This window comes from Micromonospora humida, from assembly GCF_016901255.1.
GTDB lineage: Bacteria > Actinomycetota > Actinomycetes > Mycobacteriales > Micromonosporaceae > Micromonospora > Micromonospora wenchangensis.
Map to the genome: position 1 here is coordinate 666,563 of NZ_JAFEUC010000001.1, position 19,773 is coordinate 686,335.

22 protein-coding genes are annotated in these 19,773 nt (G+C 73.6%); 11 read left to right on the plus strand and 11 right to left on the minus strand.

The features are described from left to right. Nucleotides 1-31 precede the first annotated feature (31 nt). The 5 genes from JQX11_RS02675 to atzF form a co-directional block, all read right to left on the minus strand. A complete protein-coding gene (locus tag JQX11_RS02675) occupies nucleotides 32-436 on the minus strand; it encodes an AtzH-like domain-containing protein (RefSeq protein ID WP_204923329.1) in 405 nt (134 codons plus the stop codon). Between the two features lie 93 nt (nucleotides 437-529). Then, a complete protein-coding gene (locus JQX11_RS02680) occupies nucleotides 530-2,191 on the minus strand; it encodes a regulator (protein WP_204923331.1) in 1,662 nt (553 codons plus the stop codon). A gap of 12 nt (nucleotides 2,192-2,203) precedes the next feature. Then, nucleotides 2,204-2,902 (minus strand): cysteine hydrolase family protein, encoded by a 699-nt coding sequence (locus tag JQX11_RS02685; RefSeq protein WP_204923332.1) that lies wholly within the window; start codon nucleotides 2,900-2,902, stop codon nucleotides 2,204-2,206. Between the two features lie 3 nt (nucleotides 2,903-2,905). Continuing rightward, complete coding sequence (biuH, locus tag JQX11_RS02690) at nucleotides 2,906-3,595, minus strand: biuret amidohydrolase (RefSeq protein WP_204923334.1); 690 nt, start codon at nucleotides 3,593-3,595, stop codon at nucleotides 2,906-2,908. Between the two features lie 31 nt (nucleotides 3,596-3,626). Next, nucleotides 3,627-5,471, minus strand: a complete 1,845-nt coding sequence (atzF, locus tag JQX11_RS02695) for an allophanate hydrolase (RefSeq protein ID WP_204923335.1) — start codon at nucleotides 5,469-5,471, stop codon at nucleotides 3,627-3,629. Between the two features lie 209 nt (nucleotides 5,472-5,680). Between atzF and JQX11_RS02700 the strand changes: the two genes are divergently transcribed. The 3 genes from JQX11_RS02700 (at nucleotide 5,681) to JQX11_RS02710 (ending at nucleotide 7,673) form a co-directional block, all read left to right on the plus strand. Next, complete coding sequence (locus JQX11_RS02700) at nucleotides 5,681-6,145, plus strand: TetR/AcrR family transcriptional regulator (protein ID WP_204923336.1); 465 nt, start codon at nucleotides 5,681-5,683, stop codon at nucleotides 6,143-6,145. An 89-nt stretch (nucleotides 6,146-6,234) separates the two neighbouring features. Continuing rightward, a complete protein-coding gene (locus JQX11_RS02705; protein WP_204923338.1) occupies nucleotides 6,235-6,588 on the plus strand; it encodes a hypothetical protein in 354 nt (117 codons plus the stop codon). 83 nt (nucleotides 6,589-6,671) lie between these two features. Continuing rightward, a complete protein-coding gene (locus tag JQX11_RS02710; protein ID WP_204923339.1) occupies nucleotides 6,672-7,673 on the plus strand; it encodes an alpha/beta hydrolase family protein in 1,002 nt (333 codons plus the stop codon). Nucleotides 7,674-7,759: 86 nt separating this feature from the next. On the opposite strand, the gene JQX11_RS02715 is transcribed toward JQX11_RS02710, so the two are convergent. From JQX11_RS02715 to JQX11_RS02730, 4 genes are all read right to left on the minus strand, one after another. After that, the gene (locus JQX11_RS02715; RefSeq protein ID WP_204923341.1) at nucleotides 7,760-8,425 is read right to left on the minus strand and encodes a GntR family transcriptional regulator; all 666 of its coding nucleotides are present in this window, start codon (nucleotides 8,423-8,425) and stop codon (nucleotides 7,760-7,762) included. A gap of 101 nt (nucleotides 8,426-8,526) precedes the next feature. Next, on the minus strand, nucleotides 8,527-9,630 hold the full coding sequence (locus JQX11_RS02720) for a Gfo/Idh/MocA family protein (RefSeq protein ID WP_204923342.1): 1,104 nt from the start codon (nucleotides 9,628-9,630) through the stop codon (nucleotides 8,527-8,529). After that, on the minus strand, nucleotides 9,600-10,310 hold the full coding sequence (locus tag JQX11_RS02725) for a ThuA domain-containing protein (protein WP_204923343.1): 711 nt from the start codon (nucleotides 10,308-10,310) through the stop codon (nucleotides 9,600-9,602). The genes JQX11_RS02720 and JQX11_RS02725 overlap by 31 nt, the downstream gene beginning before the upstream one ends. Before the next feature lie 159 nt (nucleotides 10,311-10,469). Then, a complete protein-coding gene (locus JQX11_RS02730; protein ID WP_204923345.1) occupies nucleotides 10,470-11,072 on the minus strand; it encodes a TetR/AcrR family transcriptional regulator in 603 nt (200 codons plus the stop codon). 74 nt (nucleotides 11,073-11,146) lie between these two features. On the opposite strand from JQX11_RS02730, the gene JQX11_RS02735 reads away from it, so the two are divergent. From JQX11_RS02735 to JQX11_RS02750, 4 genes are all read left to right on the plus strand, one after another. Beyond that, nucleotides 11,147-12,256 (plus strand): FAD-dependent monooxygenase, encoded by a 1,110-nt coding sequence (locus JQX11_RS02735; RefSeq protein ID WP_204923346.1) that lies wholly within the window; start codon nucleotides 11,147-11,149, stop codon nucleotides 12,254-12,256. A gap of 82 nt (nucleotides 12,257-12,338) precedes the next feature. Beyond that, nucleotides 12,339-13,469, plus strand: coding sequence for a sensor histidine kinase (locus JQX11_RS02740; protein WP_204923347.1), 1,131 nt, complete (start codon nucleotides 12,339-12,341; stop codon nucleotides 13,467-13,469). Between the two features lie 65 nt (nucleotides 13,470-13,534). Next, nucleotides 13,535-14,137, plus strand: a complete 603-nt coding sequence (locus tag JQX11_RS02745; protein WP_204923596.1) for a response regulator — start codon at nucleotides 13,535-13,537, stop codon at nucleotides 14,135-14,137. A gap of 131 nt (nucleotides 14,138-14,268) precedes the next feature. Further along, complete coding sequence (locus tag JQX11_RS02750) at nucleotides 14,269-14,937, plus strand: DUF2306 domain-containing protein (RefSeq protein ID WP_204923349.1); 669 nt, start codon at nucleotides 14,269-14,271, stop codon at nucleotides 14,935-14,937. A gap of 22 nt (nucleotides 14,938-14,959) precedes the next feature. On the opposite strand, the gene JQX11_RS02755 is transcribed toward JQX11_RS02750, so the two are convergent. Further along, the gene (locus tag JQX11_RS02755; RefSeq protein ID WP_204923350.1) at nucleotides 14,960-15,613 is read right to left on the minus strand and encodes a class I SAM-dependent methyltransferase; all 654 of its coding nucleotides are present in this window, start codon (nucleotides 15,611-15,613) and stop codon (nucleotides 14,960-14,962) included. Nucleotides 15,614-15,747: 134 nt separating this feature from the next. Between JQX11_RS02755 and JQX11_RS32905 the strand changes: the two genes are divergently transcribed. The 3 genes from JQX11_RS32905 to JQX11_RS02770 all read left to right on the plus strand — a co-directional run bounded on the left by JQX11_RS32905 (nucleotide 15,748) and on the right by JQX11_RS02770 (nucleotide 18,391). Then, the gene (locus tag JQX11_RS32905; RefSeq protein ID WP_204923352.1) at nucleotides 15,748-16,893 is read left to right on the plus strand and encodes a sensor histidine kinase; all 1,146 of its coding nucleotides are present in this window, start codon (nucleotides 15,748-15,750) and stop codon (nucleotides 16,891-16,893) included. Continuing rightward, nucleotides 16,890-17,540, plus strand: coding sequence for a response regulator (locus tag JQX11_RS02765; RefSeq protein ID WP_307826030.1), 651 nt, complete (start codon nucleotides 16,890-16,892; stop codon nucleotides 17,538-17,540). The genes JQX11_RS32905 and JQX11_RS02765 overlap by 4 nt, the downstream gene beginning before the upstream one ends. A gap of 155 nt (nucleotides 17,541-17,695) precedes the next feature. Then, nucleotides 17,696-18,391, plus strand: a complete 696-nt coding sequence (locus JQX11_RS02770) for a DedA family protein (protein ID WP_204923353.1) — start codon at nucleotides 17,696-17,698, stop codon at nucleotides 18,389-18,391. On the opposite strand, the gene JQX11_RS02775 is transcribed toward JQX11_RS02770, so the two are convergent. Then, nucleotides 18,388-18,978 (minus strand): DinB family protein, encoded by a 591-nt coding sequence (locus JQX11_RS02775; protein WP_204923354.1) that lies wholly within the window; start codon nucleotides 18,976-18,978, stop codon nucleotides 18,388-18,390. The genes JQX11_RS02770 and JQX11_RS02775 overlap by 4 nt on opposite strands. Nucleotides 18,979-19,104: 126 nt before the next feature. Between JQX11_RS02775 and JQX11_RS02780 the strand changes: the two genes are divergently transcribed. After that, nucleotides 19,105-19,662, plus strand: coding sequence for a hypothetical protein (locus tag JQX11_RS02780; RefSeq protein ID WP_204923355.1), 558 nt, complete (start codon nucleotides 19,105-19,107; stop codon nucleotides 19,660-19,662). The last annotated feature ends 111 nt before the right edge of the window (nucleotides 19,663-19,773 follow it).

Here is a 19,773-nt window from a genome sequence, read left to right on the forward strand (position 1 = left end):
TCGACTCGGCCTGCCCCAGGTCACGCCGGGCTCAGGTCGGTGGGTCGCTGCCGGTCGGTGCGCCGGCCGGCTCGGAGACGTGCGCGGTGACGATCCGCCAGCCGACGGGCAGGCGTACCCAGGTCTGGGTCTGCCGACCGGTGGCGGCGGCGCCGGGGTAGCCGAACCGGGTGGTCACCACCGCGAGGTCCGGGCCGAACGTGGTGACCACCGGATCGACCAGCCGGCGGCCGGGCGGCAGCGCCGGTTGGGCGGCCCGCCACGTGCGCTGTTCGTCCCAGCCGTACTGGTGGTCGGCGAGGCCGAACCGCACGGTCCGGTCGGACTGCCAGAAGTAGCCGCAGATCCGGTCCGCGTCGCCGTCGACCAGCGCCTGTTCGTAGCCGGCGAAGGCCGCCGTCACCTCGGCGACCACCTCCGCCCGGTCGATCTCCATGTGGTGCGTCCCTTTCCGCCGTCGGATGGCCGGCCGGTGGACCCGGTCGGTGGTCGGGGTGGGGGTCACCGGCCACCGACCGGGCCGGTCGGCTCAGCCGTTGACCGCCGACGCCGGCCGGGTGCCGTCGGCCGTACCATCCGGGGCGGCGACGGTGGCCGGGGCGGTGGCGACGGCCGGGGCGGACGGTTCGTGCCGGCGGTCCAGTTCGGCCTCGTCCGGGTCGGGGACGCGGGGCGCGGGCCGGCCCAGCGCGAAGACCGCGCAGATCGCCGCGACGAAGAGGTAGCCGAGCGCCACCGGACCGTTGGCGTTCCACTCGATCTTCTCACCGTGGATCAGCCCGACGAACGACAGCACCGCGCCGACCCCGGCGAAGACCGCCGCCCGGACGAACCGCTTGTCGATGATGAAGACCACCACCGCGCCGAGCACCAGGCCGGCGAGGATCGCCCCCTGGCCGAGCACGAGCAGCCCGTCGTAGACCACCCCGGCGCCGTTGAGCGCCTCGTCGCCCACCGCGGCGGCGGTGGTGCCGGCCGCCGCCAGGGTGTTGTCGATCTGGCTGGTGGCCCAGGCCGCGATGTTCGGGATGAGCGCGGCGACCACGGCGGCGGCGTGCGCCCTCGGCGTCGCCTGGAACGCCTGCGCGCCGATCAGCAGCCCGATGTACAGCAGGATCGGCACGATGGCCGCCGTGGGGAAGATCGTCGCGAGCAGGCCGAACATGCCCAGGAAACACAGCACCGCGATCACCACGCCGGTCGCCATCGAGTAGCCGGTGCGACCACCGGCCGCCTTCCAGCCCGGGTGCCCGACGTAGACGGCGGGCGGGAACGGCGAACCGAGGGCCGCGCCGATCACCGCGCCCGCCCCGTCGGCGAGCAGGACGCTGCGCAGGTTGTAGTGGTCACCGGCGGTAGCCGCGCTCTCCACGTTGGACATGCCCTCGGTGAAGTTGTAGACCCCGAGCGGGATCGCCGTGGCCAGCAGCGGCGCCATGTCGCCGAGACCGGTGAGCAGCAGGTCCAGCTTGAACGAGGGTACGGCGACCGCGACGTCCCGGGCGGCGGCGGTGACGTCCGGCACCGACATCGCCCCACCGGCCCAGCCGATCGCCGTGCCGACCAGCAGCGCGGCGAGCCCGATCGGGAACTGGAAGGGCAGCTTCACGTCGGTGAGCAGACCGATCAGCAGCAGCGCGAACACCGGCAGCGCGACCCAGGCGGTCCGCCACATCTGCCCGGCCGGGTTCATCGAGATGAAGGTGACGGAGATCCCGGCCAGGGTGCCGAGCAGGGCGGCCCGGGGCGCGTACCGGCGGATGTACGGGCCGACGAACGCGCCGACCAGCACGATCACGCCGATGATGAAGGCCCACGCCAGGCCGGCCTCCCAGGCCCGCACCGGGTCCCTGGTGCGCAGGTAGATCGGCAGCATGATGACGAAGATGACGATGAACATGTGCGGCACGCTCGGCCCGTACGGCAGGGCGGTCACGTCGGTGCGCTGTTCCCGGCGGGCCAGCCGCCGCGCCAGCAGGGTGTAGTAGACGTTCCCGGCCACCAGGGCGATGCCCAGCGCCGGCAGGATCGTGCCGAACACCTCCCCCTCGGGGAGGTTCACCACGGCGACGCAGAGCCCGGTCAGGGTGAGCACGTTGACCAGGACGTTGACGCCGAAACCGAAGAACGCGTTGGTGTCGCCGCGTACCCAGAACGGGAGGGCGACGACGGTGGGCTTGGTGGGGACCATGGCTGCTCCCGGTCAGGAGGAGGGGTGCGACACGGAGGGGGTGGCGAGCACGGCGCGTACCTGTGGGGAGTCGGCGACCCATCCGAAGATCCCGCCCTGGGCGGCGATCATGTCGAGTCCGACCCGGTGGAACTCGGGGAAGTACGACCCGACGCAGTCGGCGAGCACGAGGCACTCGTACCCCCGGTCGTTGGCCTCCCGGACGGTGGTGTGCACGCACACCTCGGTGGTGACCCCGGTGACCAGGAGGCTGCGCACCCCCCGCGCGCGCAGCAGGGCGTCCAGGTCGGTGGCGTGGAAGGCGCCCTTGCCGGGCTTGTCGACGACCGGCTCGCCGGGCAGCGGCGTCAGCTCGTCGATGATGTCGTGGCCGTGCTCGCCCCGGACGAGGATGCGACCGTTGGGGCCCGGGTCGCCGATGCGCCGGCTCGGCGCGCCCCGGTGCAGCTTGGCCGGCGGGCAGTCGGACAGGTCGGGCAGGTGCCCCTCACGGGTGTGCACGACGGTGAGGCCGGCGGCGCGGACGTCGGCCAGCAGCGCCGCCAGCGGCGCGATGGTCCGGCGGAGCTGACCGACGTCGTTGCCCAGGCTCTCCCCGAAGCCGCCGGGCTCCAGGAAGTCGCGCTGCATGTCGATGACCAGCAGCGCCGTGCTGGCCGGCTCGAAGGAGTACGGGGTGGGCCGCGCGGCGGCGACTGTCGACACGGGCATTGCTCACTTCACCGTGGCGGTGATGACGTCGTCGGCGGTGGCGACGCAGCCGAAGACACCGCCCTGCATGGTCACCATGTGCAGGGCCGCGTCGTGGTTGCCCTTGTCGGTCGCGCCCGTGCAGTCGGACAGGATCAGGCACTCGAAGCCCCGGTCGTTGGCCTCCCGCATGGTGGTGTGCACGCAGACGTCGGTGGTGATGCCGGTGAGGATCAGGTGGGTGATGCCCCGGGTCCGCAGCACCAGGTCGAGGTTGGTGGCGTAGAACGCGCCCTTGCCCGGCTTGTCGACGATCACCTCGCCGGCCGCCGGGGCGACCTCCGGCACGATCTCCCAGCCGGGTTCGCCCCGGACCAGGATTCGCCCGGCCGGTCCGGCGGCGCCGATCTCGGCGCCGATGCGGGCCGAGCGCCAACGCTTGTTCGCCGGCAGGTCGGACAGGTCCGGTTGGTGGCCCTCCCGGGTGTGTACGACCAGCATCCCCAGCGACCGGGCGTGCGTCAGCAGCCGGGCGGTGGCCGGCAGTCCGGCCCGGGTCAGTCCGATGTCGTAGCCCATCGCGTCGACGTAGCCGCCCGGCCCGCAGAAGTCGGTCTGCCAGTCGATGCAGAGCAGTGCCGTCCGTGTGGTGTCCACCGTGCCGTCGTACGGCCACGGGTAGGGGTTGGCCGGTACCGGCCCGATGCTGCCCATCCTCGCTCCCTGTCGTCGTCGAAGTTTCGGATCACCGTCGGGCGGCACGCCGCCAGGCCCGCCAGCCACCGGTGGCGCTGATGTCCTCGACCTGCGGTCCCACCGCGTACGCCTCGCAGAGGAAACCGAGCACGTCCCGCCCGTCGTGCAGCCGGACCCAGCCGAGGGAGAGCGGGGCCGGCACCCCGGCCAGCAACGCACCGACGGCGGACGTGGGCAGCCGCCACAGCTCGACGTCGATCGGTAGGCCCGGCGGGCCGGTCGGGGCGGCCCGGACCAGGCCGGGCAGTCCCTCGTCGTCGGGGGTGTCCATCCGGTAGAGCCGGTAGAGCGGCGCGGTCCGGGCCGCGCCGACCAGGGTGGCCCCGCGCCCGGTCAGTTCACCGTTGCGGGACTCGCCGGCCAGGTGCCGCCCCACCACGGCGATCAGCAGCTCCGCCGGGGCGGGACCCGGCACCGGGCCACCGCCCGGCACCGCAGCCGCAACGGTGCCCGTCCCGGCCGGGTGGGCGTCCACCGGGGTGGGTTCGGTGGCCGTGGTGAGGGCGGCGGCGAGCCGGGCCAGGGTGAGGTCGCTGAACGCCGGGCCGATCAGGGTCAGGCTGGCCGGCCGCCCGCCCTCGGTGAACCCGTTGGGCACGGTCACCGCGGCCAGGTCGAGCAGGTTGGCGAACTGGGTGTAGCGGCCGAGCACGGCGTTGCGGCCGATGGGGTCCTCGGCGATCTCGTCGAGGGTGAACGTGGTGCCGACGGTGGGTACCACCAGCACGTCGATCTCCTGCCACCGCCGGTCGACCCGGGCCCGCAGTTCGCGGAGCCGGTGCTGGCCCCGGAAGGCGTCGACCGCGTCGTAGCGTCGACCGGTCTCCAGCACGGCCCGGGTGACGGGGAGGACCGACCCGGGGTGCGCCCGCACGAAGTCGCCCAGTGCGACGAGCCGCTCGGCCACCCAGGGCCCCTGGTAGAGCAGGTCCCCCGCCGCGAAGTAGTCGTCCAGCGGCACCGACAGCGCGTCGGCGACCAGCGCGGTCAACCGCCGTACGCCGACGGCGAACCGGTCGGCCTGCCCCTCGTCGCCGAAGAAGTCGAGGTCCTCCGGGCGGGGCACCCCGAGGCGTAGTGTCGCCGGCACGTCGGCGCTCGCCCGTCGCGCCGGCAGGGCACGGCCCCACGGGTCGGCCGGCGAGACGCCCCGGGCGGCGTGCAGCACGTCGACCGCGCCCGCGACCTCGGTGGTGAAGACCGACACGCAGTCCAGCGAGCGGCAGGCCGGCACCACCCCGGCGGTGCTGAGCAGACCCCGGGTGGGCTTGAGCCCGACGATGCCGTTCAGCGCCGCCGGGACCCGGCCGGAGCCGGCGGTGTCCGTACCCAGGGCGAAGCTGACCTGGCCGGCGGCGACCGCGACGGCCGACCCGGAGCTGGAGCCGCCGGAGACGAGCCCGCCGCCGAAGACGCTCTCACCGCTGCCGTACGGCGAGCGGGAGCCGGTCAGGCCGGTGGCGAACTGGTCGAGGTTGGTCTTGCCGACGAGCAGGGCACCGGCGTCACGCAGTCGGCGCACCACGGGCGCATCCTTGGCGGCCCGGTACCCGAAGTCGGGACAGCCGGCCGTGGTGACCATTCCGGCGACGTCGATGTTGTCCTTGACCGCGAAGGGGATGCCGTACAGCGGGAGCGCGGCGGGATCGTGGCGGCGGGTCAGTTCCTCCGCGCGGGCCCGCAGCTCGGCGGCCGGGACGGTGCTGATCCAGACCGGTCCCCCGTCCCGCCCGGCGAGCCCGGCCAGGACGCGTTCGACCTGGTCGACGGGGGTGGTCGCACCGCTGCGGTAGGCCGACCGTAGTTCCGGGACGGTGCCGATGCGCTCTGACATACTGTCGATTGTCGACTGTCTTGTTACGAGCGACGGTCCGCGTCGTAACGACGCCATGACGGCCCGCAGGCCGGACCACCGACCGGTGACCGACCCGCCGGCTCCTCCCGGCAGCCGTCCACCTCGCGATGCCCATGGCGCGCCCGACCCACCGAGATAAGGAACGATTGTTCTTGACCGCTCGTTCCTCAATCGCTAGCGTTCTCGGCATGGGCCGCCCGAGGGGTTTCGACGAAGAAGTCGTGACGGCCGCGGCGGCGGAGCTGTTCGCTGGCCGGGCCTACGACGGGGTGTCCGTCGACGACCTCGTCCAACAGTTGGGAGTGCACCGCAACAGTTTGTACAAGACCTTCGGCAGCAAGCGGGGGCTGTATCTCGCCGCGCTGCGGTGGCACCTCGATCACCGGCTCCCGCCGCTGACCGAGCAGCTCGCCGCCGGCGCGGAGGTCGCCGACGACCCCGCACTCGATCTGCTGTTGTTGGCGGCGGTCGAGCGCGCTCCCCGCGACGTCGAGGTGGCCGCCCTCGTGACCAAGGCGTGGCAGGCGCTGGATCAGGCCCTGCAGCGGGCACCGGCGAACGACACCGACAGCATCCGCTCGACCGCGTTGAACGCCCTGCTGGGTGAGCGGCTGCGGGCTCGGGCCGCTGCGGCGACGACCGACCCTTCATAGCCCCGCCCTCCCCCGCCCGGCGCTGCCCACGCCGGTGCCCCACCATGCCCTGCGGCCGGTGCCGCCGGGCCCACGAAAGGACCGTTGACATGGCCAGCGTCCGCATCGACGGCGACGATCTCGTCGTGGAGATCGAGGGAATGGACAGGTTGTGGTCGCTCAAGAGCCGTCTGGTGATCCCGTTGGCGAACGTCCGCGGCGCCACCGCCGATCCGGGTATCGCCGCCGAACCCAAGGGCCTTCGGGCACCGGGAACGAGTCTGCCCGGCGTGATCACGGCCGGCACCTTCCATCAGGACGGTGAGCGCGTCTTCTGGAACATCCGTGACGGTGCCCGCGCCGTCGTCATCGAACTCGCCGACGAGCACTATGCCCGCCTGGTCGTGGAGGTCGTCGACCCGGCCGCCACGGTCGCCCTGATCGAGCAGGTGGTCCTGCGATGATCCCGTTCGACCGGATGCCGCACACCGCCCGGCGAATCGCATGGAGAGCCGCGGTCGGCGCCGTCGTGGTCGGGAGCATCGCCGTGGGGGCCCTTCCCGCCGCCGCCGTGCGCTCCGAGGTGGGCGTGCCCGCCACGGACCGCGAGATCACCTTCACTGTGGACGGCACCGTCACGTACGGCACCCTGCACATCCCCGTTCACCGCCGGGGGCGGCAGATGCCGGCCGTGTTGTTGCTGCCGGGCAGCGGCCCCACCGACCGCAACGGCGACCAGCCGCCCGCGCCCACCCCACACACCCTGGCCAAACTCGCCGAGGCGCTGGGGCGCGACGGAGCCGTCAGCATGCGCTTCGACAAGTACGGCACGGGCCGGACCGGGCTGGGCGCCTACGCCGGGAATCCCGAGACGATCGACTACCCTGCCTTCGTCCGCCAAGCCGATGCCGCGTACCGGCTACTCGCCGACCAGCCCGAGGTCGACCGGCGAGCGGTACGGCTGATCGGGCACAGCGAAGGTGCACTGACGGCACTGCAGGTCGCAGTCACCGCCGAATCCCGTGCAGCCGGAGTCGGGCTGTTGCAGCCCCTGGCCCAGCGGTTCCTCGACGTGCTCGCCAGGCAACTGCACGACCAACTCGCCGCCGCCGTCGCCGCAGGTCAGATGAGCCGGCAGGAGCAACGCACCATCGGACGCGCCGTCGACCGGGCCGTCGCCGATCTCCGGGCGCACCGCCCGCCGGACACCACGGGCATGCCGCCCGCCCTCGCCGCGCTCTTCCAGGCCCTCGGCGGCCCCAACCGGCGCTACGTGGAGACCATCGACGCCCTCGACCCCGCGTCGGTCGCACTCCGGCTGCCGCCTCGGACCCCTGCCCTGCTCACCTGCGGAACCGCAGACCAGCAGATCCCGTGCCACACGACCACACGGCTGGCAACGGCGCTGGAGCGGGCGCACACCCGCGGGCCCGGCCGGATCGTGCTGTTCGACGTGGCGCACGATCTGACCGACCCCGCGAACCCGGAGGTGCTCGCCCCGGCGACACTCGACGCACTGCACCGGTTCGCGAGGCATGGCACCAGATAGACGCGGCCACGCTCACGCTGCCCGGTGTGACGGACCTGCCGGTCACCCTCGACCGGCCACGTGCCCGACCACCAGCACGACGGAACCTAGCCGAGGTACGAGCGCGCGCCGTGCGCGGAGAGCACGGCGAGCACCTCCTCCGGGTCTCCCCCGGCGACCGCCTCGAACAACCGCTCGTGCCGGTGCACGCCGTCGAGCGGCTGGGCCAGCTCCGCCTCACGGCGCAGGTTGATCGCCATGTAGAGCTGCAACTTCACCAGGATCGAGTCGTACACATCGGACAGCTTCCGGTTACCGGCGAGCGCCACCAGTGCGACGTGGAACGCCCGGTGCGCCTGCGCGACCAGCATCCGGTCGCCGTGCCGTACCGCCTCGCGCATCTGCTCCAACGCCGCCCGCAGGCCGGCCAGGTCGCCGTCGCGGCCCACCGGGATGCCGGCCCGCACCGCGAACCGCTCCAGCACGTCGCGCAGCTCGTAGAGTTCCCGCACGTCGCGGTCGGAGAGGGTGGCGACCCGGACGCCCCGCCGGGGCACGTGCTCCACCAGCCCCTGTTGGGCGAGCAACCGCAGCGCCTCCCGCAGCGGTGCCCGGCTGATCCCCAACCGCCTGGTCAGTTGCTCCTCCACCAGGCGTTCACCCGGGTCGCTCCGGCCGCTGAGGATCTCCTGGGTCAGCCGGGTGACGGCCAACTCCACCAGGCTGACACTCTCCAGCTCACCATCCATCGGCGATGCGGCCACGTCGTTCACTCCGCTGAGTCTGCCATCTGTCACCTGACGGTCGGCGCGGCGCGTCCCCCGCCCGGGGGGTGCCGCGCCGGCCGGCCCGGAACCGCCGGCCGCCGCCCCGCTCAGCGTCCCTGCCAGTCCTCGGCCTCGGTGAGCGGCACGGGGTGGGGTCGCCGCACCGTCGTGTCCAGCGTGATCCGCCGGCCCTCGGCCGCCGACCGGAGCAGCCCGGTCATCGTGTCGAGGACGTGCAACGCCAGGTCACCGCCCGCCCGGGGGGCCCGGGTGGCGTCGGCCCGGACCGCGTCGATCAGCCCGAGACCCCGGGCGCCGGCCCGGTAACCCGCCGACGGGGCGAGCACCTGCCAGCCCTCGCCGCCGAGCGGGCACAGCCGGACCTCACCGTCGAAGTAGTTCGGGTCGGGTACGGCGAGGGTGCCGGTCTCCCCGTGCACCTCGATCGGCGCGGCCGTCGTGGTCACCCCGTCGAAGCTGGTGGTGATGGTGGACAGCACGCCGCTGTCGTGTTCGAGCACGCCCGACACGTGGGTGTCCACCAGGACGGGGACGCGCTGGCCGAGGCGCGGGCCGTTGCCGATGACCCGTTCCGGGCGCAGCCGGCTGGCCGTACCGGTCACCGCGCGCACCGGACCGAGCAGGTGGATCAGCGCCGAGAGGTAGTAGGGGCCCATGTCCAGCAACGGGCCGCCGCCCGGGGCGTAGTAGAAGTCGGGGTGGGGGTGCCAGCGCTCGTGTCCGGGGGTGACCATGACGGCCGAGGCGGCCAGCGGACGCCCGATCAGTCCGCCGTCGATCGCCGCGCGGGCCGTCTGGGTGCCGGTGCCCAGGACGGTGTCGGGCGCGCAGCCCACCCGTACCCCGGCCGAGGCGGCCCGGTCGAGGACCGTACGGCCCTGCGGCAGCTCCACGGCGAGCGGCTTCTCGACGTACACGTGCTTGCCGGCGTCGATCGCGGCGAGCGAGACCTCCACGTGGGCGGCGGGGATGGTGAGGTTGAGCACCGTCTGCACGTCGGGGTGGTCGAGCAGGCCCGCGACGCTCGTCGCCGCGGCGTCGGGGAGGGTCGCGGCTGCCGCGGCCGACCGGTCGGCGTCGAGGTCGGCCACCGCGACGATGCGCAGCTCGGGATGGTGGGCCAGGGTGTCCAGATAGGCGCGGGAGATGACCCCGAGCCCTACGACGCCGACGCGGTGCGGGTCGCCCACAGCATGCCCCTCTCGATGACGGTCCGCACGGACGGGTGCTCCAGCACGTCGAGGCTGTGCCCGGGGGTCGTCACGACGACCCGGCCGGCGCCCCAGCGCCGGGTCCAGATCGCCGGCGAGGTGACCGGCCGGTGCCAGGGGTGCCAGTCCCGGGTGGGGTGGACGGTGGTGGCCAGGACGTCGACCAGGTCGTCGTGCAGCACCCAGTACTGCTCGGTGACCAACTCGAAGTCGGCGATCCCGGCGGTGATCGGATGCTGGCGGCCGAGGTCGGTGACCGTCACCGTGTGCGGCAGGAAGTTGTCCTCCTCGCCGCCGCGCCGCTCGCAGGGCTCCCGCCCCGGGTGGGTCGCGAACTGGCCGCCCACCAGGTGCAGGTAGTCCGACGAGGCGCGGAACGCGTCCACGATGCCGCCGTGCCAGCCGGTCAGGCCCGTACCGGCGACGACCGCCGCGCGCAGGCCGGCCACCTGGTCGGCGGTGATCTCGGCCATCGTCATGCACTGCACGACGAGGTCGGTGCCGGCCATCGCGTCGGCGTCGGCGTAGACCTCGGTGGACTCCTCGATGCGTACGGAGTAGCCGTTGTCCTCAAGGAACGGCAGGAACAACTCCGTCGCCCGGACCGGCTGGTGGCCCTCCCAGCCGCCGCGAACCACCAGTGCTCTGCGCTGCGTCACGCTCGCTCCCTCCACGGTCGACCGTCGGTCGGCCGGCGCCGTGCCGCCGGCGGGCGTGCCGGCCGGGCACTGGAAACCGTACCCGGATCCGCCGACACGATCGGCCCGCGCGGATCGCGGCACCGCCGACGGACCGGCCCCCGGCGGGTGGGATGCGGCTCAGGCCCGGGGCGTCCACGGGCGCAGGGCGACCTCGGTGGCCTGCTGGAGGGACGCCCGGATCGCGGCCGGGTCGGCGCGCCGTCGCGGGTCCTCCAGGAGCGTGGTCAGGGCGGCGGTGGCCGCGCCGACGAACGCGCCGACCAGGGCGGCGGCGCTCACCTCGTCGAGGCGGTCGGGATAGGCGGCGGCGAGGTGCCGGGCGATCTCGCGTTGACTCTCCCACTGCAGTTGCAGGGCGCGACCCCGGACGGCGGGCACCTCCATGGTCAGCCGGATCCGCAGCGCGGCGAGGGGACCGGTCATGTCCCCGCTCTCGTCGTTCGCCTGCCGCAGCGCGCGCAACAGCACCTCGGCCGGTTCCTCGTCCGGCGACCGGCCGGCGATGGCGTCGACCGCGACGCGCACCCGACGGTCGGCCTCCGGGAAGAGCAGATCCTCCTTGCTCGGGAAGTAACTGAAGAAGGTGCGGGTGCCGATGTCGGCGGCGGCGGCGATCTCGGCGATGGTGGTCGCCTCGTAGCCCTGGCGTCCGAACAGGTCGACGGCGGCGTCGACGAGCGCCTGCCGGGTGCGGGCCCGTTTGCGGTCGCGGAGGGACATCGGCACACCTTAGCGCACCGAGCGCAAATCCGCACTCATTGCATTTCTGCACTGAGTGCGGGAAAGTTCGGGTCATGCGTACCGTACTCATCTCCGGGGCCGGCGTGGCCGGCCCGACCCTCGCCTACTGGCTGGCCCGCGCGGGGTGGCGGCCCACGGTGGTCGAACGCGCGGCCGGGCAGCGCTCCAGCGGCAACCCGGTCGACGTCCGCGGACCGGCCCTGCCCGTGGTCGAACAGATGGGTCTGGTGGGTGCCCTGCGGGCGGCGGCCACCCACGCCACCGGACTGCGGATCGTCGACCGGACGGGCCGGCCCGGTCGCCGCATCGCGATGCCCGCCACCCGCAGCCCGGCCGGCACGGCGGAGATCGAGGTGCCCCGCGCCGACCTCGCCCGCATCCTGCACGACGCGGCCCGCGACGACGCCGAGTTCCGGTACGACGACACCGTCACCCGACTCGACCAGGACCCCGACGGGGTGGACGTCACCTTCGCCACCGGCCCGCCCCGCCGGTTCGACCTGGTCGTCGGCGCGGACGGGCTGCACTCGACGGTCCGCCGGCTCGCCTTCGGCCCGGAGCGCGACGTCGTGCGCCACCTCGGCCTCTACGTGGCCACCACACCGCTCGGCGAGGCACCGGAGCACCCCCACGACGTCCTGCTGCACAACACACCGGGCCGGCTCGTCGCGATCCACCCGGTCCGGGGCGAGGCGGGGGTCGCCTTCATCTTCCGGCACCCCGCCGTCGTCGACTTCGACCACACCGACGCGGCCCGGCACCGGCAGATCCTCACCGACGCGTACGCCCGGGAACGTGGCTGGCGGATCCCCGAGTTGCTGGCCCGGGCCCGGCAGGCGGACGACCTCTACTTCGACGCGGTCACCCGGGTGGTGCTGCCGTGCTGGTCCAGCGGGCGGGTCACGTTGCTCGGCGACGCGGCGGCCTCGGTGTCGTTGTTCGGCGACGGGTCGAGCCTGGCCATCGCCGGGGCCCGGACCCTGGCCGCCGCCCTCGCCGGGCACGAACCCGCCGCCGCCCTGCGCCGCTACGAGGCCGAGCACCGTCGCCGCACCGACCGTCGCGGGCGGTCCACCGGCCTCGTGGCGTCGGTGCTGGTCCCGAGGAGTCGCCCGGGTGTCGCCGTCCGCAACGCGCTCGCCCGGGTGCTGCCGGCCGGCTGACCCCGGGAGGGCACCCCGACGACGCTGCCCACCCGCGCCGCCGGGGCACCGGACGGACGCCCGCCGCCCGTACGATTTCCCCGTGCGCGAGCTGCTGCGATCCTGGTGGCGTGAGCCCCGCCCGGCGCGCCCTGCGCCGCACGGGTGGCGCGACGGGGCGCTGGTCGCCCTGCTCGCGGCGGCGGCGCTGGCGGAGGGGCTCGCCCGGTGGGGCGGCCTGCCGCAGCCGGCGGCCGTGCCGGTCCTGATCGGTGTCGGTCTCGCCCCGGTCCTGCTGTGGCGGCGGAGCCGCCCGCTGCTCGTGACGCTCGTCGCCTTCCCGGTCTGCGCCGTGGGCGAGGTCGTCGTCGGTGGCGACCTCGGCCTGCACACCCTTGCCTACCTGCTGCTGGCGGTGTTCGCGCTGACCCGCTGGGGGTCGGGGCGGGAGGCCGGATTCGGTGCGATCCTCGTCGCCGCGAAGATCACCTGGTCGACTGTGGTCGGCCACCTCGGCCCGGACGACGCCCTGGGCGGGGCCGGGGTGGTCGCGGCGGCGCTCGCGGTCGGGGCCGCGCTGCGCTGGCGGGACCGGGCCCGACGGCGGGAGGTCGAGCAGGTGACGCTGCGCGAGCGGGAACGGCTGGCCCGCGACCTGCACGACACCGTCGCCCACCACGTGTCCGCGATAGCCGTCCGGGCCCAGGCCGGGCTCGCCCTGCTGGAGACCCGACCCTCGGCCGCCGCCGACGCGTTACGGCTGATCGAGACGGAGGCGAGCCAGGCCCTGACCGAGATGCGCACCCTGGTGCGGGCCCTGCGCCGCGACGAGCCGGCCGACCGGGAGCCGAGCCCCCGCATCGCCGACCTGCGGCAGTTGGCGGGCCGGACCGGTGACGGTCCGGCCGTCGAGGTGGACCTGGTCGGCGACCTGGACGGCCTGCCGGCCCCGGTGGCGGCCACGATCTGCCGGCTGGCCCGCGAGTCGGTCACCAACGCCCGCCGGCACGCCCGGGACGCGACCCGGATCACCGTCCGGGTGGTGGCCGACGGGGACACGGTGCGGCTGCGGGTCAACGACGACGGCGTCGGCCCGCCGGCACCCCGACGTGACGGCTACGGGCTGGTCGGGATGCGGGAACGGGCCCACCTGCTCGGCGGCTCGCTCGACGCCGGCCCCGAGGAGGACCACGGGTGGACGGTCACCGCCGCGCTGCCCCGGGCCGTGGCGTGAACGGCGGGACCCGGGTACGGGTGCTCGTGGCCGACGACCAGGAGATCGTGCGGACCGGGCTGGCGATGATCCTCGCCGCGCAGCCCGACGTCGAGGTGGTCGGCGAGGCGGCCACCGGGCAGCGGGCGGTCGAGCTGGCCCGGCGGCTGCGCCCCGACGTGTGCCTGTTCGACATCCGGATGCCCGGCGTGGACGGGATCGAGGCGACCCGGCTGCTGGCCGGTCCGGGGGTCGCGGACCCGATGGCGGTGGTGGTCATCACGACGTTCGACCTGGACGAGTACGTCTACGCCGCGCTGCGCGCCGGGGCCCGGGGCTTCCTGCTCAAGGACTGCGGCCCGGCCCTGCTCACCCAGGCCGTCCACGCGGCGGCCGCCGGGGACGCGCTGATCGCGCCGCAGGTCACCACCCGGCTGCTCCGGGCGTTCGCCGACGCCGGCCCGGCCACCCCGCCCCGCCAGCCGGTCGACCGGCTCACCGACCGGGAGGAGCAGGTGCTGGGGGCGGTGGCCCGGGGACGCACCAACACCGAGATCTCCGCCGAGCTGCACATCACGCTGAGCACGGTCAAGACGCACGTCGCCAGCCTGATGGCGAAGCTGGGGGCCCGTAACCGGGTCGAGGTCGCGATGTGGGCGTACGAGACCGACCGGCTGCGCGGCGGCTGAGGCCGGCCCCCGCCGTTCCCCTCCACCGTGGACGGCCGCCGAAAGTACGTTCGGCGAACCCGACCATCGGCCGGTCCGACGGCGGCCCGTTGACCGATGAGCCGGCCGGATCAGGTCGCCATGCTCGGGTCATGACGACGCGACGACGGGACTGGCCCCTCCTCACCGGGCTCATCGCGCTCAGCGCGCTGCCCACCCTCGGCAGCGCGCTACGGGTGGCCGCCCTCGCCGGTGGGGCCGAGGTGACCCCCGCCAACGAACGCTTCTTCGCCGCGCCGGTCCCGGTGCTGCTGCACATCGCCGCCGCCGTCACGTTCAGCCTGCTGGGAGCGTTCCAGTTCGCACCGGGGTTCCGGCAGCGGCACCGGGCGTGGCACCGCCGGGCGGGCCGGGCGCTGGTCGGCTGTGGACTGGTGGTGGCCGCATCCGGATGGTGGATGAACGCCACCTATCCGCTGCCACCGGGCGACGGCCCGCTGCTCATGGTGCTGCGCTACCTGTTCGCCGCCGGCATGTTCGTCGCCGTCGCCGCCGGGTTCGTGGCCGTCCGACGACGACGGTTGCCCCAGCACCGGGCCTGGATGATGCGGGGCTATGCGATCGCCCAGGGCGCGGGCACCCAGGGCGTGCTGCTGTCGACCTGGGCGCTGGCGGTGGGACCGACGACCGAGCTGTCCCGGGCGTTGCTCATGGGGGCGGCCTGGACGCTCAACCTGCTCGTCGCCGAGTGGCTGATCCGCAGACGGCGGCCCAACCCGGTCGCGGCGGCCCGCCCGGCGACGCTCGCCGCCACCGGCTGAGCAGCCGGGTGGAGGTGCCGGGTCAGGCCGCCCCGGGCCGGCGCAGGTGCCAGACGCGTGCCGGCGGCAGGTTACGCCAGACGGTGCGCTGCCCGATGGCGTAGGCGCGTTGGTAGGACCGCATGACGCTGTCGACTGCGGCGTGCCGACGGGCCTCGGCGGAACCGGCGAAGACCCGCCTCGCCGGGCGGGTGCCCCGATAGGCGAAATACGTCAGTGAGCCGCCCGGCCGCAGCAGCCGGACGAACCGCGCCATGATTCCGGACACCTGCGCCGGATCGAAATTGGTCATCGGTAGGCCGGAAACGATGACGTCGTACGCCCGAGAGGTTCGATATTCCTCGATTTCCGTACGGTGGATGTCGACGGACACCGTGGCGGTGCGGACGGTGTCACGCAACCGGGCGACGAATGTCGGACTGACCTCGACGAGGTCGAGACGACTGGCCGGGGGCAGCACGTCGAGAATGGTCCGGGTCACCGCGCCGGTGCCGGCGCCGACTTCGAGCACTGTCAGCGGGCCGCCGCAGCGGTCACGTATCGGGTGGACGAGTGCCCTGGCCAGAGCCCTGCTGCTGGGCGCCACGGCGCCGACGGCGCGGGGATGGCGAAAAGCCTCGACACAGAAGGAAAAGGGGCTGCGGGTTCCGGTGGCCGCTGCATTGTCGCGGTTCATGGATGACGACGCTATGAGCGTGGTCCGGTGCGGTGATCCGCCGAATTCCGCTCGGCTCCCCCTACTTTCGTGGGGGATGGGACGTGGCCGGAAGTGGGCGGTCCCGACCTGCCCGGCTGCCTAGGATCATGGGCGTGGACGCATTTCCGGCAGGAGCACGGATCGGACGTTTCGCCCTGGTGGCGTGGTTCACGGCCCTGACGGTGAACAACGCGGTCCTCACCACCACGGGGCGGGAACGGGTCGTCGCCTGTGTGCTCCTCCCGGTCTGTGCCGTCGCCCTCCTGGTGCGCCGGCTGCCCTGGTTCGCCGCCCCGGCCCTGCTGTTCGCAACGGCGGCGCTGCTGGGCGTGTCGACCCCGCTCCTGCTGGTCTGCGTAGCGGTCTACGACCTGGCGGTGGATCGTCGCGCCCGGGTGGCGGTCGCCGGGTTCGCCGGTGTGCTGGTGGTCAACGCCGTGGTCGAGCTGGCCACCACCTCGCGCTGGGTGGCGTACGACTATGTCCCGGCAGCGATCCTCGCCCTGTTGTCGCTGGTCATCGGGCTGTGGCGAGGCAGCCGGCAGCGTAACCTGCAACTGCTCGCCAACCAGGTCGAACACCTGCGGGTCGAGGCGACGTTACGGGAGGAGGCCGCCCGTAGCCAGGAACGTTCCCGGATCGCCGCGGAGATGCACGACGTGCTGGCCCACCGGCTGAGTCTGATCGCCCTGCACACAGGCGTGCTCGTGGCCCGTGGCGACGAGCTTCCCGAGCGGGTCACCGACCGGTTGCGGCTCCTGCGGGCCACCTCCACCGCCGCGATGGCCGACCTCCGCGACGTGCTCGGGGCGCTCCAGGTGCCGGCGACCGCCGCCGTGACGGCCCCCGTGCCGGGCCAGGTACGGCACCTCGTCGACGAGTCACGGTCGGTGGGCCAGTCGGTCGACCTGGTGATCGAGGGCAGTGCGGACGAGGTGCCCACCACGCACCGGCTCGGCGTGTACCGGGTGGTGCAGGAGGCGCTGACCAACGCCCGGAAACACGCGGCGGGCGCGGCCACGACGGTGCACATCGACTACCGGCCGCCGGTCACCACGGTCGAGGTCACCAACACCGGCGGCACGGCGGCACCGGACCGGGTCCCCTCCGGGTACGGGCTCGTCGGTCTCCGCGAACGGATCACCGCCCTCGGCGGCCGGTTGCAGACCGGGGCGACCGGTGTCGGCGCCTGGCGGGTCCATGCCGAGATCCCGCATCCGCCCCGCCCGCACACCCCGACGGACGGGCCGACACCGTGATCCGCGTCATGATCGTCGACGACGACGCCCTGGTCCGGCTCGGCCTGTCGGACCTGCTGGAGGGTGACCCGGAGATCACCGTCGTGGCCCAGGCCGCCGACGGCGTCGAGGCCGTCGAGAAGGCGGCCGCCGGGCAGGTCGACATCGCGCTGATGGACGTCCGGATGCCACGCCTGGACGGCATCGCCGCAATCGCCGAACTACGCAGGCTGCCGCGCCCGCCCCGGATCATCACGCTGACCACGTTCGACCTCGACGACTACGTTTACCGGGCGCTCGCCGCAGGCGCCGACGGATTCCTGCTCAAGGACACCGATCCGGCCGAGATCCTACGCGCCGTGCACCTGGTGGCGGCCGGCTCGGCCATGCTGCATCCCGCTGCCGCCCGCCGCCTGATCGACCGCTACCACGCCACGACCACGCCGCAGTCCGCCGCCGCGCAGTCGCGCATCAAGCGGCTCACCCCGCGGGAACGCGACGTCCTCGTCCTACTCGCCAGGGGTGACACCAACGCCGACATCGCCGAACGCCTCGCCATGCGGGAGAGCACGGTCAAGGCACACGTCAGCCGCATCCTGGCCGCCCTCGACGTCACCAACCGGGTGCAGGCCGCGCTGCTGGCCCGCGACGCCGGCCTGGGCAGGTAAGGGCGGGCCGCCCCCCCTACTTTCGTCGGGGATCACCGTCGCAGAACGGCAGGTTCCCCCGGCGACGCCGATGGCTAGCGTCGAACCATGACCGCAACCGCCACCCGGGACTACGCCGCGACAGCGGCCCCGCACGCCGTCTGGACCGGCCCCCGATGACGGACCGGCTTGCCGACGTGCTCGGCGGGGTACCCGCACCGGCCGCCTACACGCTCCTGGCAGCCGCCCTGCTGATCGAGTCGAATCTCCTGTTCGGGGTCTTCGTACCCACTCTCACGTTGATGGTCACCGCCGGAGCGCTGGCCGGTGCCGGACACCTCGACCTGCCGGTGGTCGTCGCCGTCGCCGCCGGCTCCGTGGTGACGGCCGACCTGATCGGCTATGCCGTGGGCAACCGGCTGGGAGGCCGGCTCCGCACCAACCGGATCGGCCAGATGATCTCTGCGGTCGCTTGGGCCCGCGCGGAGTCGGTCATGCACCGGCACGGCGGCCGGGCGGTCGCGGTGGCGCGGTTCGTCCCCCTGCTGCGGACCCTGGTGCCGCACCTGGCCGGGGCGACCGGGGTGCCGTACCGACGGGTCGCCCCCTACAGCGTCGGCGCCGCCGTCACCTGGGCCTGCGTGGAGGCCGGCGGCGGCTACCTGGCCGCCCATTCGATCCATTGGATGTCCACCCCGGTCACGGTGGCCGTCCTGGCAGTCATCGGCGTCGGCGCCCTGGCCGTGGCCGTCCGTAGGCGGCGAGGTGTCGGCGATCCGGCCGTGACCGCCCGGGGCGGGCACGGCGTTCACCCGTCCGACCACGACACCCAGGCGTCGGTCGCCACGTCGGGCACACCGCCGCGGGTCTAGGCGAACCGGTCGGCGAGCGCGGTCAGCTTGGCGACGTACGCCGGCCACTCCTGGTCGTCCATGACCTGCGGGTTCTCCCGCCGCCAGCCGACCGTCGCGTCGTGTTGCTCGCGCAGGATGTCGGCGTGGCCGGCGTGCCGGGCGAGATCGCAGGTCACGTGGATGATGATCTGGTGCAGGGTCACGTCCTGGTGCCCCGGCCGCCACCACGGCACCCGCCCCGGCGCGTCGAGCGGCAACTCGGCGATCGTCTGGTCGGCGAACTCGGCCACCCGGCGGTACAGGTCGATCAGGCCGTCCTTCGTCTCGTCCGCCCGCGCGTACCAGTCCGCCTGCGGGTCCTCGTCGTACGCCGCCAGGGGGAGCAGTTCGTCGGGCGACGGGAACTGCCGGCCGAAGGTGGGGCCGAAGTAGCCGGCCTCCACGTTGAGGCAGTGCTTGAGCAGGCCCAGCAGGTTGTTGCCGGTGGCGGTGCGGGGCAGCCGGGCCTCGCGTTCGTCGAGCCCTTCCAGCTTCCACACCAGGTCGTCGCGGGTGGCCTGGAGGTAGTGCCGCAGTGCCGCCTTCGGATCGTCGCGTTCCGTCATGCCCGGCAGTCTCCCCCACCGGTACGACATCCGTGGGCGGGCCCGTCACGGCAAACAGCTTCCTGACAGTCGACGGTGATGCTGGGCCCCGGCGAGATCGCCGCAGAGCTGACCGGAGGCGTGACGATGAGGAAGCAACTGATGGCTGCGCTGTGCAGCGGCGTACTGCTGGTCGGCGGGTGCTCGACCGCCGAGGAGGCCCCACCCGCCGCCGGCAGCACCGGCGGGGCGGAGGTGGCCACCCTCCAGACCGGCGCGCCCACCCCCGCCGCGTCGGCGACGACGCCGAAGGACGAGCGGCCACGGGAACGCCTCGACGACACCCCGGAGGACCAGAAGGAACGCCTCAAGCCGTACATGAAGTGCCTGACCGAGCACGGCGTCGACGTCACGAAGCGGCGCAGCGACGGCACCGGCGCGGACGCGACCAGCAAGGCGGGCAAGGCGTGTGAGCACCTGATGCCGCTACCGCCGTGGGAGTTCGACCCGGCCAACCCGGAGGCCAAGGACTTCGCCCGGGACGTCGTGAAGTGCCTCAAGGACAAGGGCGTCCGGTACGTCGAGGTGGGCGCCGACGGCACGGGCTGGGCCTTCGGCGGCAAGAACAACGACGCCGAGTCGATCTCCAAGGGGTTGAAGTACTCCCCGGCGTGTGAACGCGAGGTCGCCGCGAAGCGCAAGTAGCCGCGCCGGCCGGCGGCGTCGCCCTTCCCGGGCGACGCCGCCGACGGTCGTCCCGCGGGGCGATCGTGGCACCGGTTTGTCAGGAACCGGTCAGGACCGGACATGACCTTT

Bases quoted from the DNA above. Each gene is read 5' to 3' on its own strand.
- JQX11_RS02675 (WP_204923329.1), bottom strand. From the start codon at position 436: ATGGAGATCGACCGGGCGGAGGTGGTCGCCGAGGTGACGGCGGCCTTC.
- JQX11_RS02680 (WP_204923331.1), bottom strand. From the start codon at position 2,191: ATGGTCCCCACCAAGCCCACCGTCGTCGCCCTCCCGTTCTGGGTACGC.
- JQX11_RS02685 (WP_204923332.1), bottom strand. From the start codon at position 2,902: ATGCCCGTGTCGACAGTCGCCGCCGCGCGGCCCACCCCGTACTCCTTC.
- biuH (WP_204923334.1), bottom strand. From the start codon at position 3,595: ATGGGCAGCATCGGGCCGGTACCGGCCAACCCCTACCCGTGGCCGTAC.
- atzF (WP_204923335.1), bottom strand. From the start codon at position 5,471: ATGTCAGAGCGCATCGGCACCGTCCCGGAACTACGGTCGGCCTACCGC.
- JQX11_RS02700 (WP_204923336.1), top strand. From the start codon at position 5,681: ATGGGCCGCCCGAGGGGTTTCGACGAAGAAGTCGTGACGGCCGCGGCG.
- JQX11_RS02705 (WP_204923338.1), top strand. From the start codon at position 6,235: ATGGCCAGCGTCCGCATCGACGGCGACGATCTCGTCGTGGAGATCGAG.
- JQX11_RS02730 (WP_204923345.1), bottom strand. From the start codon at position 11,072: ATGTCCCTCCGCGACCGCAAACGGGCCCGCACCCGGCAGGCGCTCGTC.
- JQX11_RS02735 (WP_204923346.1), top strand. From the start codon at position 11,147: ATGCGTACCGTACTCATCTCCGGGGCCGGCGTGGCCGGCCCGACCCTC.
- JQX11_RS02745 (WP_204923596.1), top strand. From the start codon at position 13,535: ATGATCCTCGCCGCGCAGCCCGACGTCGAGGTGGTCGGCGAGGCGGCC.
- JQX11_RS02750 (WP_204923349.1), top strand. From the start codon at position 14,269: ATGACGACGCGACGACGGGACTGGCCCCTCCTCACCGGGCTCATCGCG.
- JQX11_RS02755 (WP_204923350.1), bottom strand. From the start codon at position 15,613: ATGAACCGCGACAATGCAGCGGCCACCGGAACCCGCAGCCCCTTTTCC.
- JQX11_RS02770 (WP_204923353.1), top strand. From the start codon at position 17,696: ATGACGGACCGGCTTGCCGACGTGCTCGGCGGGGTACCCGCACCGGCC.
- JQX11_RS02775 (WP_204923354.1), bottom strand. From the start codon at position 18,978: ATGACGGAACGCGACGATCCGAAGGCGGCACTGCGGCACTACCTCCAG.
- JQX11_RS02780 (WP_204923355.1), top strand. From the start codon at position 19,105: ATGAGGAAGCAACTGATGGCTGCGCTGTGCAGCGGCGTACTGCTGGTC.